Annotated in this window: 18 protein-coding genes; 9 read left to right on the top strand and 9 right to left on the bottom strand. The window is 69.7% G+C overall.

Features of this window, described 5'->3' with window-relative positions; genetic code table 11:
• The first annotated feature begins 8 nt into the window (after nucleotides 1-8).
• The 4 genes from D9599_RS15000 to D9599_RS14985 all read left to right on the top strand — a co-directional run bounded on the left by D9599_RS15000 (nucleotide 9) and on the right by D9599_RS14985 (nucleotide 2,227).
• Nucleotides 9-1,034, top strand: a complete 1,026-nt coding sequence (locus tag D9599_RS15000; RefSeq protein ID WP_198382063.1) for a DNA-directed RNA polymerase subunit alpha — start codon at nucleotides 9-11, stop codon at nucleotides 1,032-1,034.
• Nucleotides 1,035-1,059: 25 nt separating this feature from the next.
• Nucleotides 1,060-1,485 carry a 50S ribosomal protein L17 gene (rplQ, locus tag D9599_RS14995; protein ID WP_198382061.1) on the top strand — a complete coding sequence of 142 codons (426 nt, stop codon included), beginning with the start codon at nucleotides 1,060-1,062 and terminating at the stop codon, nucleotides 1,483-1,485.
• Nucleotides 1,482-1,961 (top strand): hypothetical protein, encoded by a 480-nt coding sequence (locus D9599_RS14990; protein WP_198382059.1) that lies wholly within the window; start codon nucleotides 1,482-1,484, stop codon nucleotides 1,959-1,961. Before rplQ ends, D9599_RS14990 begins: the two co-directional genes overlap by 4 nt.
• Nucleotides 1,962-2,044: 83 nt before the next feature.
• Entirely contained in the window at nucleotides 2,045-2,227 is a 183-nt protein-coding gene (locus tag D9599_RS14985) for a hypothetical protein (protein WP_198382056.1), read from the top strand.
• Between the two features lie 8 nt (nucleotides 2,228-2,235).
• Here the strand turns inward: D9599_RS14985 and D9599_RS14980 are convergent, their stop codons facing one another.
• Nucleotides 2,236-3,204 (bottom strand): tripartite tricarboxylate transporter substrate binding protein, encoded by a 969-nt coding sequence (locus tag D9599_RS14980; RefSeq protein WP_198382054.1) that lies wholly within the window; start codon nucleotides 3,202-3,204, stop codon nucleotides 2,236-2,238.
• 138 nt (nucleotides 3,205-3,342) lie between these two features.
• On the opposite strand from D9599_RS14980, the gene D9599_RS14975 reads away from it, so the two are divergent.
• Nucleotides 3,343-4,206: a carbon-nitrogen hydrolase family protein gene (locus tag D9599_RS14975; protein ID WP_198382053.1), complete on the top strand. Its 864-nt coding sequence runs from the start codon at nucleotides 3,343-3,345 to the stop codon at nucleotides 4,204-4,206.
• On the top strand, nucleotides 4,203-5,030 hold the full coding sequence (locus tag D9599_RS14970) for an NAD kinase (protein WP_198382052.1): 828 nt from the start codon (nucleotides 4,203-4,205) through the stop codon (nucleotides 5,028-5,030). Before D9599_RS14975 ends, D9599_RS14970 begins: the two co-directional genes overlap by 4 nt.
• On the opposite strand, the gene D9599_RS14965 is transcribed toward D9599_RS14970, so the two are convergent.
• The 4 genes from D9599_RS14965 to D9599_RS14950 all read right to left on the bottom strand — a co-directional run bounded on the left by D9599_RS14965 (nucleotide 5,020) and on the right by D9599_RS14950 (nucleotide 7,753).
• Nucleotides 5,020-5,910 carry a methyl-accepting chemotaxis protein gene (locus D9599_RS14965; RefSeq protein ID WP_309228635.1) on the bottom strand — a complete coding sequence of 297 codons (891 nt, stop codon included), beginning with the start codon at nucleotides 5,908-5,910 and terminating at the stop codon, nucleotides 5,020-5,022. The genes D9599_RS14970 and D9599_RS14965 overlap by 11 nt on opposite strands.
• Nucleotides 5,911-5,964: 54 nt before the next feature.
• Nucleotides 5,965-6,207, bottom strand: a complete 243-nt coding sequence (locus D9599_RS14960) for a hypothetical protein (RefSeq protein WP_198382050.1) — start codon at nucleotides 6,205-6,207, stop codon at nucleotides 5,965-5,967.
• 5 nt (nucleotides 6,208-6,212) lie between these two features.
• Entirely contained in the window at nucleotides 6,213-6,590 is a 378-nt protein-coding gene (locus D9599_RS14955; RefSeq protein ID WP_198382048.1) for a cache domain-containing protein, read from the bottom strand.
• Nucleotides 6,591-6,871: 281 nt separating this feature from the next.
• Nucleotides 6,872-7,753 (bottom strand): alpha/beta fold hydrolase, encoded by an 882-nt coding sequence (locus tag D9599_RS14950; protein ID WP_198382042.1) that lies wholly within the window; start codon nucleotides 7,751-7,753, stop codon nucleotides 6,872-6,874.
• Between the two features lie 174 nt (nucleotides 7,754-7,927).
• Between D9599_RS14950 and D9599_RS14945 the strand changes: the two genes are divergently transcribed.
• Both D9599_RS14945 and D9599_RS14940 read left to right on the top strand, forming a co-directional pair.
• Nucleotides 7,928-8,914, top strand: a complete 987-nt coding sequence (locus D9599_RS14945; RefSeq protein WP_198382041.1) for a tripartite tricarboxylate transporter substrate binding protein — start codon at nucleotides 7,928-7,930, stop codon at nucleotides 8,912-8,914.
• A gap of 22 nt (nucleotides 8,915-8,936) precedes the next feature.
• Nucleotides 8,937-9,884, top strand: coding sequence for an NAD-dependent epimerase/dehydratase family protein (locus D9599_RS14940; protein WP_198382040.1), 948 nt, complete (start codon nucleotides 8,937-8,939; stop codon nucleotides 9,882-9,884).
• A gap of 28 nt (nucleotides 9,885-9,912) precedes the next feature.
• Here D9599_RS14940 and D9599_RS14935 read toward each other — a convergent pair whose 3' ends face one another.
• From D9599_RS14935 to trxB, 3 genes are all read right to left on the bottom strand, one after another.
• The gene (locus D9599_RS14935) at nucleotides 9,913-10,287 is read right to left on the bottom strand and encodes a DUF6481 family protein (RefSeq protein WP_198382037.1); all 375 of its coding nucleotides are present in this window, start codon (nucleotides 10,285-10,287) and stop codon (nucleotides 9,913-9,915) included.
• A 378-nt stretch (nucleotides 10,288-10,665) separates the two neighbouring features.
• Nucleotides 10,666-11,553 (bottom strand): LysR family transcriptional regulator, encoded by an 888-nt coding sequence (locus D9599_RS14930; protein WP_198382036.1) that lies wholly within the window; start codon nucleotides 11,551-11,553, stop codon nucleotides 10,666-10,668.
• Complete coding sequence (gene trxB, locus D9599_RS14925) at nucleotides 11,553-12,542, bottom strand: thioredoxin-disulfide reductase (protein ID WP_198382034.1); 990 nt, start codon at nucleotides 12,540-12,542, stop codon at nucleotides 11,553-11,555. The genes D9599_RS14930 and trxB overlap by 1 nt, the downstream gene beginning before the upstream one ends.
• Nucleotides 12,543-12,739: 197 nt before the next feature.
• Here trxB and D9599_RS14920 point away from each other — a divergent pair, with 197 nt between their 5' ends.
• Nucleotides 12,740-13,246: an Lrp/AsnC family transcriptional regulator gene (locus tag D9599_RS14920; RefSeq protein WP_198382032.1), complete on the top strand. Its 507-nt coding sequence runs from the start codon at nucleotides 12,740-12,742 to the stop codon at nucleotides 13,244-13,246.
• Between the two features lie 57 nt (nucleotides 13,247-13,303).
• Here D9599_RS14920 and D9599_RS14915 read toward each other — a convergent pair whose 3' ends face one another.
• The gene (locus D9599_RS14915; RefSeq protein WP_198382146.1) at nucleotides 13,304-14,530 is read right to left on the bottom strand and encodes a threonine ammonia-lyase; all 1,227 of its coding nucleotides are present in this window, start codon (nucleotides 14,528-14,530) and stop codon (nucleotides 13,304-13,306) included.
• Nucleotides 14,531-14,597: the final 67 nt, after the last annotated feature.

Genomic DNA, 14,597 nt, shown 5'->3' with positions numbered 1-14,597 from the left:
TCACCACCATGAGTGGCGCGATGGACCGCAACTGGCGTTCCCTGATCAAGCCCGAGCGTCTCGACGTGGAGGGGGGCAACGACCCCTCTCGCACCGCGACCATCGTGGCGGAGCCGCTGGAGCGCGGCTTCGGCATGACGCTCGGCAACGCGCTGCGCCGCATCCTGCTGTCCTCCCTCCAGGGGGCGGCGGTCACGGCCGTGCAGATCGAGGGCGCGCTGCATGAATTCAGCAGCCTCCCCGGCGTCCGCGAGGACGTCACCGACATCGTCCTGAACATCAAGCGCCTGGCCATCCGCATGCAGGGCGAGGGCAGCAAGCGCCTCTCGCTCACGGCGACGGGTCCGGGCGAGGTGACGGCCGGCCAGATCCAGGTGTCCGGCGACATCGAGATCGCCAACCCGGAACTCGTCATCTGCACCCTCGATGACGGCGCGAAGCTCAACGCCGAGCTGACCGTCGCGACGGGCAAGGGTTATGTCCCCGCCTCTGAGAACCGCCCCGAGGACGCGCCGATCGGCCTGATCCCCGTGGACGCCATCTACTCGCCCGTTCGGCGCGTAGCCTATCGCGTGGAGCCGACCCGCGTCGGCCAGCGCACGGACTATGACAAGCTGGTGCTGACGGTGGAGACGGATGGCACGGTCACGCCGGACGACGCGGTGGCGCTCGCCGCCCGCATCCTGCAGGACCAGCTGCAGCTGTTCATCAACTTTGACGAGCCGCGCGAGGCGCGGGCCGCCGAGGTCGAGGACGACCTGCCGTTCAACCGCAACCTGCTCCGCAAGGTGGACGAGCTCGAGCTCTCCGTCCGCTCGGCGAACTGCCTGAAGAACGACAACATCGTCTATATCGGTGATCTCGTTCAGAAGTCTGAGCAGGAAATGCTGCGCACGCCGAATTTCGGCCGCAAGTCGCTGAACGAGATCAAGGAGGTTCTCACCTCCATGGGTCTCGGTCTCGGCATGAACGTCCCCGGCTGGCCGCCGGAAAACATCGAAGATCTGGCGCGGAAGGTGGACGAGCCGTTCTGACGGCCGTCCGGGAAAGGTAGAGACAATGCGTCACGGAATGGCCGGGCGGAAGCTTAACGTCACCTCCGCCCACCGGATCTCCATGTTCCGGAACATGGCGACCAGCCTGCTCAAGCACGAGCAGATCACCACCACGCTGCCGAAGGCCAAGGAGCTGCGCCCCTACGTGGAGCGTATTATCACCCTCGGTAAGCGCGGCGACCTGCACGCCCGCCGTCAGGCGGCCGCGCAGATCCGCGACGAGGCGGTGGTCCGCAAGCTGTTCGACACGCTGGCGCCGCGCTACGCGGCCCGTAGCGGCGGCTACACCCGCGTACTCCGCGCCGGCATCCGCTACGGCGATGCCGCGCAGATGGCGGTGATTGAGCTGATCGAGCGCGACGTGGCCGCCAAGGGGCTCGACAGCGGCCCGCGGCCCGAGGTGGCTGAGGAAGAGACCGCCGAGGCGTGAAATCGCCTCCACAGAAAATCGGCAGGAGGGCGGGTGGGCGACCACTCGCCCTTTTCCTTTTGTTCCTGCTCATCGGGCCAGCCCAGGCCCAGCCCGATCGCGCTCCTTCGGCTCTTGAACTCGCGGGGCAGCCTGTCCCGTCCCTCGCGGCCCATCCGGACGTCACGGTCCTGCTGCGCTCCGTCGCGCGCGGGCGCCAAACCTATGTGCTGCGCCACCTCCGTGCCCCCGAGCCCGGCACGCTCAGGGTGGCGGAAGACCGATATGTTTTCGGCTGGACCTGCGACGGCGGCGAATGCGCGGAGGCCGGCCTCTTCCTGGGTTACGACACGCGCACGGAGCGCCTCTACCTCCTTCTCCTCGATGAGGGCGTGGCGACCCTTACCGTCCCCACCCGCCGCTCGCCCTGGCCGACGCCAATGGCAGAGGCGGTTCTGGCGATGAAACCAGACCTCCAGCATTTCCACTCGGAGTGAACGAGGGGGCAGTCCGGTGCTGCCCCGCAACGCCCGTCCGTGCTGGCCGTTCCCTTCATGATCTCTGGAAGGAAACCTCTGCGATGGTGCGCTGGACAATCGGCCTTGCCGTGCTCTTTGCCCTGCTGGCACTCCTCGCGCGGGTGCTGCAGTTCGGCTTTTCTCTCGCCTTGCTGGCCGTAGCCGGCGTTGCACTGGTGGTGGCGATCGTCGCGGGCCTCGGTGCCAAGGCGACCGCCAGCAGCCCGCCCGACCGCACACCTTGAGCCCGCGTCTACTCCGCGCGGATGCCGGCTTCGCGCACCAGCGCGGCCATTGACTCGCGTCCCTCCCGCACGAAGCGTGCAAAATCGGCGGGGGAGGAGCCCACAGGAAGTGCGACGATCTGATCCAGGCGTGCCCGCACCTCGGGATCCCCCAGCGCGCCGGAGACCGCTTCGTGCAGCCGGGTCGCCACCGTCATTGGTGTGCCGGCCGGCGCGAAGAGGGCGCACCACTCGGCGATGGTCAGTCCAGGCAGCCCGGCCTCCGCGAAGGTGGGCACATCGGGCCGGGAGGGTAGCCGCGTCTCGGTCGCCACCGCCAGAATCCTCGCCCGCCCTGAGTCGGCGATCGGCCCTGCTGAAAGCGCGGTGATGAAGGTGCCGTCGAGCACGCCCGCCGCGAGGTCGCGTGCCGCGTCCGCGCCTCCACGATAGGGCGCATGGGTCAGCTCGATGCCCGCGAGCCGTTGCAGCTGCGCCAGTGCCAGGTGGCCTGCCGTCGCATTCCCCTGCGTGCCGATGTTCAGCGCGCCGGGCCGCGCCTTCGCCAAGGCGACAAACTCCCCAAGGTTGCGCGCGGGGCTCTCCGCCTTCACTGCCAGCACCTGCGGGAAGGTCGTTGCGAGCGTCACCGGAAGAAAGGCGGTCGCGTAGTCGAAGGAGAGGCCCTTCAGCAGGCTTGGGTTCACGATGTGCGAGGAAGCGTCCCAGAGCAGCGTATGCCCGTCCGGCGCAGCCTGAGCCACCGCCGCGCCGCCATTGGAGCCGCTGCCGCCCGTGCGGTTCTCCACCACCACGCTGACGCCGAGCCGCTCTCCCATCTTCGGAGCGAGCACGCGCGCGGCACTGTCCGCCGCACCGCCGGCCGCGAAGGCCACGATCAGGCGGATGGGCCGGGTGGGATAGGCTGCCTGCGCCCGGGCCAGACCCGGCAGCGCAAGCCCCGCTGCAACTCCCGCCAGCGCCCGACGATGCAACATGGACAGCCCTCCTTCGCCCTTGCCGCGGATGGAGGCTGCGCCGGGCGTCCTCGTCAAGTCCTACGGCCTGCCCTTGCCGCGGCGCGCCCGCGCGCGCTTCATGCAGACCACCACGGATTTGGCCAACCGGAGCCCCGAATGCGCGTCAGCGTCGTGCAGATGAATCCCGGCGCCGACAAGGCCGCCAACATCGCCCAGGCCGAGCGCCTCGCCGCTGCGGCGATCAAGGCCGATCGGCCCGACATCATCGCTCTGCCGGAGATGTGGACCTGCCTCGGCGGGGACCGCGCCACGAAGCTTGCCGCCGCCGAACTCCTCCCCGACCCCGGTTCGAATGCCCCGGGCGGGGAGGTCTACGAGGCGTTGCGCGCCATGGCGGTCGCCAACCGCATCCATGTCCATGGCGGCAGCATCGGCGAGCGCATGGGCGACCGGCTGCGCAACACAAGCCTTCTCTTTGCGCCCGATGGCCGCGAGGTCGCGCGCTACAGCAAGCTCCACCTCTTCGACATTACCGCCCCCGACGGCACCGGCTATCGTGAGAGCAGCACCTACGACGCCGGTAGCGCTATCGTCACCGCCAGTGCCGGCGACACCCAGTGCGGCTTGGCCATCTGCTACGACGTGCGCTTTCCCGAGCTTTTCCTCTCCCTCCGTCAGGCTGGCGCTGAGCTGATCTTCCTGCCCGCCGCTTTCACCCTGCAGACCGGGAAGGACCACTGGGAGGTGCTTATCCGCGCCCGCGCCATCGAGACCCAGTGCTGGATCGCGGCCCCTGCGACATGGGGGCAGCACATGGAGCCCAAGGGCCCCCGCCACACCTACGGCCACTCCCTCGTCTGCGATCCCTGGGGCCATGTCGTCGCCCGCTGCTCCGACGGCACCGGCTGGGCAACCGCGCGGATCGACCGTGCGCTCACTGCCCGTGTCCGCGCCGATATGCCCGTGCTCGAGCACCGGCGCCTGCCGCTCGAAGCCCCGCAGGCCCCCTCAGCGGCATGACGGCCGCTCTTCTCGGGGGCACCCCCGATCCGGACGCCCCGCGCGAGCTTCCATCCAACCTTCATGGCCGTATCACCTTCCACGCCGCCGCCACGGCCGAGGCGGCTGCGGCCTATTCGCGGCTCGCGGCGCTCTACGGGGACGCCCCGGTGGAAGAGGCAGCGGTAATCGTTGCGTTGGGTGGGGACGGCGCCATGCTGGAGACCCAGCACCGGTTCCTCGGCCGCAACCTGCCCGTCTATGGCATGAACCGCGGCAGCGTTGGGTTCCTGATGAATCCCTACCGCGAAGAAGGCCTGCCGGAGCGCCTGCGCGCCGCTCAGGCCGCGCTCCTCCAGCCGCTGCGCATGCGGACGAACAGTGCCAATGGCACCACGGCGGAGGCGCTGGCGATCAACGAGGTCTCCCTGCTCCGCGAGACCCGCCAGGCCGCCAAGATCCGCATCCTCGTGGATGGAAAGGTCCGCCTGCCGGAGCTGATCTGCGACGGCATCCTCGTCTCCACCCCCGCCGGCAGCACGGCCTACAATCTCTCGGCGCACGGGCCGATCATCCCCCTCGGGACGAACCTGCTGGCGATGACGCCCATCTCCGCCTTCCGCCCGCGACGGTGGCGCGGTGCCCTCCTGCCGGGCAACGCCTCCGTCACCTTCGAGATCCTTGAGGCCGAGAAGCGTCCCGTGGCCGCAGTGGCTGACTACACGGAGATCCGCGACATCCGGCGGGTGGAGATCTGCGAGAGCACGAGTCATCGGCTGACGATGCTCTTCGACCCGGACCAGGGATTGCCGGAACGCATCCTGGCCGAGCAGTTCACTGTCTGACGCGGGCTGCCCGGATTGATCCGGGCAGCCGCCCGCTCAGGCGGCCTTCCACAAGCTGGCCACCAGCGCACCGATTTCCCGTGCGCAGTGCCTCGCCACTTTCGGCCATCTCGCCGCTCGTGCGCTGCAAGCCGACGACGGCGAGGCGCGAATCCTCCGCGGCACCGGCAATATCGCTCATCGTCCGGTCTGCCGCGGAAGCTCGCTGGGCCGCACCCGCGACGCTGCGGGCGATCTCCTGCGTCGCGGCGTGCTGCTGCTCCACGGCCGTGGCGATGCTTCTGGCAATGTTCGAAAGCGTATCGATGGTGCCGCCGATACCCTGAATCGCTTCAACCGCCGCCGTGGTCGAGACCTGCATCCCGGTGATCTGCGCCTCGCTCTCCTCGGTCGCCTTGGACGTCTGGGTAGCGAGGCTCTTCACCTCGCTCGCGACCACGGCGAAGCCGCGCCCGGCCTCGCCGGCCTTTGCCGCCTCGATCGTGGCGTTGAGCGCGAGAAGGTTCGTCTGCCCGGCGATGTCATTGATCAGGCGCACGACGTCACCGATCCGCGCCGCACCCTCGGCCAGGCCGCGCACCGTGGCGTCGGTCGCCCGCGCCTGGGCCACCGCCTGCCCAGCAACGGCCGCAGCCTCCGAGACCTGCCGGGCGATCTCTCGGACGGAGGAGGCCATCTCCTCCGCCGCCGCGGCGACGGTTTCGGTGCTCTGCGCGGCCTCCCGGGCACTAACCGCTCCATCCGCCGCGCGCTCCGCCGTGCTCACCGCAAGCCCCGTCAGCGCCGCTGCCCCCTCGCGGACGGCCGCCGCCGAGGACTGGACGCGGTGCGCGATGGCCTCGAGGCCGCGCTGGACGTCGTCAGCGAGCGCCAGCGGCACCTACTGCTCCCGCGCCGCCGCCTGCTCATTCCGCACGGCGGCCTTGGCTTCCGCCTAGCGGGCGCGCCCGACGACGTTCTGCATCGCCGAGACGGCGCGGGCGAGCACGCCGATCTGGTCGCGGCGCGCGCTGGCGGCCTGCGTATGCGCGTCGATCGTGGTGTTCCCCTCGGCGACCCCCTGAACGGCCGCGGCCAAGTGCCCGATCGGCCGCAGCGACGTGGCGATGATCAGCCACAGAGCCAGCCCACCAAGCACCAACGCGCCGCCGCCGACGATGGCGGCGCGCAGGCGCATGCCTGTCAGTGTGGCGTTGATCTAATCGAGTGTTGCGCATGGGCCGCCATCCCCAGCACCCGTCCTTGGGCATCCTTTAGCGGCACGAAGCGGGAGATCCGCGGCACCCCATTCAAGGCAAAGCGCTGGATCGGCGGCTCGCCACGGCGCAGGACCGTTTCCAACACCGTCGGCTCGGTGACCTTCGTGCTCAGCACGCGCGGCGCGACGGCACCGCTGACCGCCACCCGCACGTCCTTGTGCATGATCGCCGCCGAGTTGCCGCTGGCCCTCTCCAGCAGCTCCACGCCCTCACTCCAGCCATTCAGGCGCTGCTGCCCGGTATAGAGCCCATCGGTACGCTCATCGAGCGGACCGAACTCCTTGATGCGCTCCACCAGCATGTTCAGGCGCGACTCCACGCCAAGGAGGAGCTGCGCCGTTAGCTCGGCTTCGGCTTTCTGCAGCAGCAGTCAGTTGCTGCTGCCCAGGGCAAGGGAGAGTAGCAGCAGTGCTCCCCCGATCAGGCCCGCGCTGAGCGGCACGCGGTCGAGAAGGCGGGATGAGGCTCTGCGCATTGTAAGGTCCGGAAGGCTAAGGAGACCCACACCGTCCGATGCAGGCGTGAAGGCTTTGTATCGCCAGGCGAGTGGAACGGCCTTTCGGCCGATCACCACAAACGCCCTCAGCCGAGAAAGCCGTCCAGCGCCGCCAGCACCTCCTCCGGCGCTTCCTCGGCCAGATAATGCCCGCTGTTCACCGGGCCGCCAGCGATCGTTCCGTCCGCGAAGTCGCGCCAGAGCTTCAGCGGCTCATACCACTGACCGATCCGCCCCTTCGCGCCCCAGAGCACGAGCATCGGGCATCCCACCCGAACCCCCGTCGTGCGCGATACCCGATCGTGCTCCAGGTCGATCCCCGTCGCTGCGCGGTAATCCTCGCAGATGGACTCGACGGTGCCGTCCAGTTGGAGGGCCGCGATGTAGTCCGCCCGCGCCTCCGGGTGGAAGAAGCCGTCATCCTTCGGCTCGCGCGAGGTCTGCAGGCGGAACCAGTCCTCCACGTCCCGGCGGATCATCCGCTCGGGCAGGGGGTGCTTCTGCGCCAGGAAGAACCAGTGCCAGTAGCCGAGCGCGAAGCCCATGTCGGTGCGCTCGAAATGCGCGAGGGTCGGCACGATGTCCATTACGCAGAGCCGTTCGACCCGCGCCGCGTGATCCAGCGCCAGGCGATGGGCCACCCGCGCGCCCCGGTCATGGGCGACGACGCCGAAGCGCTCATGCCCCAGCCCCTCCATCAGCGCCGCCATGTCCGCGGCCATAGCCCGCTTCGAGAAGGCGGCGCTGTCCGCGGAGATTGGCGGCTTGCCACTGAAGCCGTAGCCGCGCAGGTCCGGGCAGATCACCTCGAAGCGCCGTGCGAGAACCGGGGCCACCCGGTGCCACATCGCGTGGGTCTGCGGGTTTCCGTGCAGCAGCAGCAGTGGCGGACCCTCGCCCCCGCGTCGCAGCCGCAGCCGCACCCCGTTCGCCTCGCGGGTCTCCAGCGTGAAGCCCTCGAAAATCATGCCGCCTCCCCCAAGCACCCATGGCGCCAGCCATTACGGCGCCGTGGAACGAGCGCCTATCCTGGCCCGCCTGCGGCGAGCCGTCAGCCCGTTCCCCTGCACCGCGATCCATGCCATCGCTCACCCCAACTGCCGCGCCCGGCGCGGCCCGCCAGAAGGGAAGGGGCCTCTACCATGAGCATCCGCATCACCCGCCGCCATGCGCTCGCCCTGCCTCCTGCGCTCGCGACCGGCACGGCGGCGCGGGCGCAAGCTTCCTGGAGCCCAGGGCGCCCGGTAACGCTCGTCGTGCCCTATCCGGCTGGCGGCCCAACGGACGTGCTCGCCCGCCTCGTCGCCGGCGAGCTGGCGAAGGACCTGAACTCCCCTGTCGTGGTGGAGAACATCGCCGGCGGCGGCGGCGCCATCGGCAGCCGTCGCGTTGCGACCGGCCCGGCGGACGGCACCTCCATCATGCTCGCCTCGAACCAGACCCACGCCACCAACATCTCCCTCCTGCCGGATGGCGGCGGCTACGATCCGGTGCGCGACTTCGTGCCCCTCGCGGGGCTGGCGGACCTGCAGCATATCCTCGTCGTCCGCCCTGACCTGCCGGTGGGAAGCGTGGCGGAACTGCTCGCCCTCGCGCGCGCCGAGCCTGGCAAGCTCACCTGCGCCTCCACTGGCCAGGGATCCGCCTCCCACCTCACGCTCGAGCTGTTCCGGGCAAAGACCGGCGTGGACATGGTGCATGTCCCCTATCGCGGCTCCTCGCCGATGCTGAACGACCTGCTGGGCGGACATGTGCAGCTCTCCTTCGCCACGACCCCCACGGTTCTGACCCAGGTGCAGTCGGGCAAGCTCCGCGCCCTTGCCGTCGCTTCCCCCAACCGTTCCCCGCATCTGCCGAACCTGCCCACCCTGGCCGAGGCCGGCGTGCAGGGCGTCGAGGCCGATGCCTGGTTCGCGCTCTTTGCCCCCGCCGCGGTACCCGCTGCCGCTCTCGCGAGGCTCCGCGAACTAACCCTCGCAGCCATGGAGCGCGAGCCCGTCCGCACCCGCACCACCGAGGTCGGGATGACCGTGCATGTCCGCCCCGCCGAAGCCATGGCGTCCTTCCTGCGCGAGGACATCGCCCGCTGGGCCGAGGTCATCCGCACCGCGAACGTGAAGCCGGAATAGGGCGGGGGTTGGCCGCGCGGCGATGCGCGTCCTCGTCACCGGGGCAGCCGGCTTCCTCGGCGCCCGTCTCGCGGCCGCCCTCGCCGCCGATCCGCGAGTCTCTGCCGTGACGGGCCTCGACCGGGTGCCCGCCGGCGGCACACCCGGATTCATCACCGCAGAGATGGCCGATTTCGAGCGCGCTGCCCCGGCCGCCGACCTCGTGCTCCACGCGGCCGCCATTACCAGCCAGGCCAGCGAAGTCGATCCAGAGGCGGCCCATGCCGTCAACATCGACGGCGCCCGCGCCCTGCTCCGCTGGGCCCGTGCGCAGCCGAGCCCGCCCCGCATTCTCTACCTCTCCAGCGTCGCCGTGCTGGGGCATGGGGAACCGGTGGCGACGGAGGACTCTCGGCCGGCCCCGCGCTCCACCTATGGCACCACGAAAATCGTCGCGGAGGCCCTTCTCCAAGACGCTACCCGCCGCGGGGAGGCCAATGCGGTCATCCTCCGCCTGCCCGTGACCATCATCCGCACTGCTACCCGCATCGCCCCGCCCGGCGCCGGCTTCGTCTCGGACCTGATCGATTCCGCCCTGCGCGGGCGCCCCTTCACCGCGCCCCTGCCACCGGACCACGCCATTCCCGTCGCCTCGGTGAAGGCGGTCACCGCCCTGGCCCTTCGGGCAGCGCTTGGACCCGTACCTGCCCGGCTACTGCACGTCCCGTCACTCGCCGCATCCGTTGACTTGGCCCGGGCCGCCCTTTTGAGGTGCGGCTTCCCGGTGGAGGGCATCGGCTGCGCTCCCGACCCGGGCATTGTGCGCCTCGTTGCCGGCTGGCCCGCCCGGCTTGGCACGCTTTATCCCGCCTTCTCCGAGGACATCGCCGACCCAAGCCTCGAATCCATTATCCGCGCCTATGCTGCCCAGATCAGCCCTCGACGAGCAGTCATGAAAATGCCGCCGGCTCCGTTCGGAACCGGCGGCTGACAGCCGCATTGAGGAAACCAGAGGGCTCCTACCGCCCCCGCGCCCGCGCCTTGCGGGCCGCGTAGCGCCTGTCCCGCTCCGCCTTGGCCTCGATCAGGGCGAGCCGCGCCTGCTCCGCAGCCTCGGCCGCCTGCCGGGCCAGTTCCGCCTGGCGGGCCTCCTCCTCGGCGATAAGGCGCAGGCGCTCCGCCTCCTGGCGCGCCTTCTCCTCCTCCTTCAAGCGGCGGCGCTCCGCCTCGCGAACCTCGCGCGCCTCGATGATCCGCCGACGCTCCTCCTGTCGGGCGAGCACGGCCGGGTCATCCGCTGCCGGACGCGCCTTAAAGCGCTCCAGCAGGGCCTTCTTGGCCTCCATGGAATTCTTGCTGCGGTCGCTGAACTCTGTGCCCTTGAGGGTTCGCATCGTCGCTCTCTGCTGTGGGATCCCGCGGCCGGGGCTTGGACAGGATAACCGTGTCGGAATGGCCGCGTTGCGGGATGCGCGTCAGGTGGCATCACCGGGCGGAAAAAGAAAGCCTGTTGCCGCAGCTTGCAGCCATGTCCCCGTGGGTGGGCAAGCTCCCCGCTGGCGGCACTTGCCCACTCAGGGGCGAAAAAGATGGCCGCCAATCTCAGGGATCGGCGGCCAAGTCAAACAGGGAGGCTTCACGTCTAGGAGACGCGGGATCCAGAAGAATCCGTTCGGGTCAATCACCGAACAACCAGAAGGCTAAATCCAGCACCGTCATGCACGACACGCAAAGACCCGTTGCCAGCCATGCGCATCCAGCATCGAGTGCCGCTACATTCCCGCCAGTTCCGCCACCAAGAAGTCCCGGAACACCGCCACGCGCTTGGAATTCCGCATCTCTTCCGGATAGACGAAGAAGGCTTCGATCTTCGGCGCCTTTATCTCCGTCAGCACAGGCACGAGCTCAGCCAAGTCCTCACCCATGTAGTCGGGCAGTGCCGCCAGCCCGAGCCCGGACCGGACGGCCCGAAGCATGGCAGTCAGCGAGTTGACCTCCACCACCGCGCGGCGGGGCGAACCCGGCCGGCGCCCGGCCTCGGCCAGCCAGTTGATGTCGTCCACGGGAGGCCGGTAGTCGCCGTAGATGATCAGCCGATGCGCATCCAGGTCCTCCGCCCGGGTCGGCATTCCCGCGCTGCGCAGGTATTCCGGCGATCCCACCACCTTCCAGCCGAAGGTCGCGATGTGCCGCTGGATCAGGTCCGGCTGCCGCGGCGGGTGCATGCGGATCGCGAGATCGGCCTCGCGCATCGCCAGGTCCAGCTCGGTGTCGTCCAGCAACAGCGTGACGGTCACCTCCGGGTGCAGCTTGAGGAACTTCTCGAGTCGTGGCGCCAACCAAGTGGAGCCGAAGCCGGTCGTGGTCGTCACCTTCAGCCGGCCCGCTGCCCTTTCCCGGCTCTCGGTCAGCAACGCCTCGGTCATGGCGAGCTTGGCGAAAACCTCCCGCACCGTCTTGTTCAGCGTCTCGCCCTGTTCCGTCAGGATCAGTCCACGGGCATGACGGTGGAAGAGCGGCACCGCCAGGCTTTCCTCCAGCGCCTGGATCTGCCGGGAGACGGCCGACTGGCTGAGATTCAGCGTGTCCCCCGCATGGGTGAAGGACCCGGCCTCCGCCACTGCGTGGAACACCCGCAGCTTGTCCCAATCGAGCGGCATCAGGCGTCCACCGCGTCATAAGCGGCAGGGGAGGGGGCGTCGTCGGGCATATGCGCGAGCCACTTCTCGGCATCGAGCGCCGCCATGCAGCCGCTCCCTGCTGCTGTCACCGCCTGGCGATAGATGCGGTCCTGCACGTCGCCCGCGGCGAAGACGCCCGGCACGCTCGTCCGGGCCGACCCTTTCTCCGTCACGATATAGCCGTCCTCGTCTGTCTCGAGTTGCCCCCGGAACAGAGCGGTGGCGGGGTCGTGCCCGATGGCCACGAACATGCCGTGCACCGGCAACTCGAAATGCCCGCCACCCACCACGTCGCGCAGCTTCAGGGCCCGCAGTGCCGGGAAGCGATCCTCCGTCGCCAGCGCCGCCTCCACGGTGGTGTTCCAGAGGATCGAGATCTTCGGGTGCTTGAAAAGCCGCTCCTGCATGATCCGCTCCGCTCGCAGGCTGTCCCGCCGATGGATAAGCGTCACCTTGGAGGCGAGGCCGGCAAGATAGAGCGCCTCCTCCACGGCGGAATTGCCGCCGCCGATGACCGCCACTTCCTTGCCTCGGAAGAAGAAGCCGTCGCAGGTCGCGCAGGCCGAGACGCCGAAGCCGGACAGCTCCTTCTCTCCAGGAATCCCCAGCCAACGTGCTTGCGCGCCGGTCGCGATCACTATGGCGGAGGCCTCATAGTGGTCCCCCGAGTCCCCGACTGCCCGGAAGGGCCGCCCCTCCAGCACCACCTCGGTCACCACGTCCTGGATGATGCGCGTGCCCACGTGCTCTGCCTGCGCGCGCATCTGGTCCATCAGCCAAGGCCCTTGCACGGCCGCCGCAAAGCCGGGGTAGTTCTCCACATCCGTGGTGATGGTCAGCTGCCCGCCCGGCTGCAGCCCGGCGACCAGGATCGGCTCCAGCCCGGCGCGCGCCGCGTAGATAGCCGCGGTATAGCCCGCGGGGCCGGCGCCAAGGATGAGGAGTCGCGTGCGGTGGGTCTCGGCCACGTGAATGTCCCGGATGCAATGCAGAGTCGCGGCCGCACCATATCGGTGCGCGCCCCGTGTTGCACCACCCCAGGACAGGCCAAGGAGCCAAGCGCCCTTGAAGCCCTCCCCCCGGACGGGGGATAGTCCACTTCGTGAAGCGCCCGGGTCACACGGCCCGCACCCAGCCCTCAGAAGCGGTCCCCGTCAGCAGCCCCATGTCGGCCCCGAGAGAAGCACCGCCCTTGAGAGAACTCGGCCCCGCCAGCCTCGACGCGACCGACCGCGAGATCCTCCGTGAGCTACAGGCCGATGGCCGGATGACCAACGTGGCCCTTGCCGCCCGCGTCGGCCTCTCCGCTCCCCCCTGTCTCCGCCGGGTCCGCCGCCTGGAGGAAACAGGTATCATCCGAGGCTACCACGCGGACGTGGAGCCCGCCGCCCTCGGCTGGGAGATTACCTTCTTCGCGATCGTCGGCCTCGAGAGCCAGAAGCTCCCGGTGCTGGAAGCCTTCGAGGCCATGGTCCGCGATTGGCCGGAGGTGCGGGAGTGCCACATGATCCGCGGCGGGGGCGACTTCCTGCTGCGGCTTGTCGCCCGCAACCCTGCGCATGAGAACGAACTCACCAACCGTCTTACCGGCGCGCCGACGGTCATGTTGGTTCGCACCCTCCAGACGATCCGAACCTCGAAAGACGAGGCCGGAGTTCCGGTGGAGGGCTGACACCAATGCCCCTTCCGGGCGCCACGCGTGGGGCGCCCGCTGCACCGCCCTGCGCGGCTACCCGCGGCGAACCACGTAGTGCCCGGCCTCGAGTGCCGCGACGATCGCCGCGCCCTGCACCGAGTCCCGCACCTCTACCATCAGCTCCAACTCCGCCGTCTGTACGGAGGGGGAGGCGAAGAGGCGCTGGTGACTCACCTCGATCACGTTGCCCCCGGCTGCCGCGACGCGGGTGGAGATATCGGCGAGGACCCCCGGCCGGTCAGGGATCTCGAGGTGCAGCCGGAGGAAGCGTCCGTCCCTCAGGAGGTTCCGCAGCAATACGTTGGCAAGGATGCGCGGGTCGATGTTGCCGCCGCAGACCGTGGTTGCCACGCGCTTGCCCGCGAAGAGGGCAGGAAAAGCCAGTACCGCCGCCAGCCCCACGGCGCCGGCACCCTCGGCCGTCACCTTGGCATTCTCCGCCAGCACGGCGATGGCCTGTTCCACCACCGACTCGGGCACTACCAGCACCTCGATGCCCAGGTCGCGCAGCATGGCGAAAGGCAACTCACCCACGTCGCGCACGGCGATACCTTCGCAGACCGTGGGGCCGCCGACCGAGACGGGCTGCCCCGCCAGGCGCTGTGCCATGGCGGGATAGCCCTGGACCTCGACGCCGTAGATCTTGAGCCCGGGCCGCGCCTCCGCGGCGGCCGCGACGCAGCCGGCCAGAAGCCCGCCCCCGCCGACTGGCAGGATCAGCGCGTCCAGCTCGCCGGCATCCTCCAGGATCTCCAGCGCCATGGTTCCCTGGCCCGCGATGACGGCGGGGTCGTCATAGGGATGGACGAAGACCAGTCCCTCGCGCAGCGCCAGCTCATGGGCATGGGCCGCGGCTTCGGCCAGCGTTTCCCCGTGCAGCACGACGTTGGCGCCCCAGCCCTCGGTCCGCACCACCTTCGTCGCCGGCGTGAAGCGGGGCATGACGATGGTCGCGGCCACTCCGCGCAGCGCCGCGTGCCGCGCAACAGCCTGGGCATGGTTGCCGGCCGACATGGCAATGACCCCTGCCGCCCGCTCCCGCGCGGAGAGCAGAGCCAGCCGATTCGCCGCGCCGCGCTCCTTGAAGGCTCCGGTCGCCTGCAGGTTGTCGAGTTTCAGCAGCACCTCGGCGCCCGCGATCCGGCGGATCGCCTGCGGTTCCACCAGCGGCGTCCGCAGCACCGCGCCCCGGATCCGCTCCGCCGCCGCCTGCACGTCGGCCAGCGTCACCGCGGCGGGCGTGATCCCGGCCGGGACCATCGGGCCAGGCGCCACGGCGTTCGCCGGAGAGGGGGCCACCGCCCGTGCGAGGGACACGCGCCCGCCC

Origin of the sequence: Roseomonas sp. KE2513 (assembly GCF_016107305.1) — a bacterium.
Taxonomy (GTDB): Bacteria; Pseudomonadota; Alphaproteobacteria; order Acetobacterales; family Acetobacteraceae; genus Roseomonas.
The sequence above is the reverse complement of the archived record's forward strand: the minus strand, read 5'-3'. Positions and strand labels throughout refer to the sequence as shown.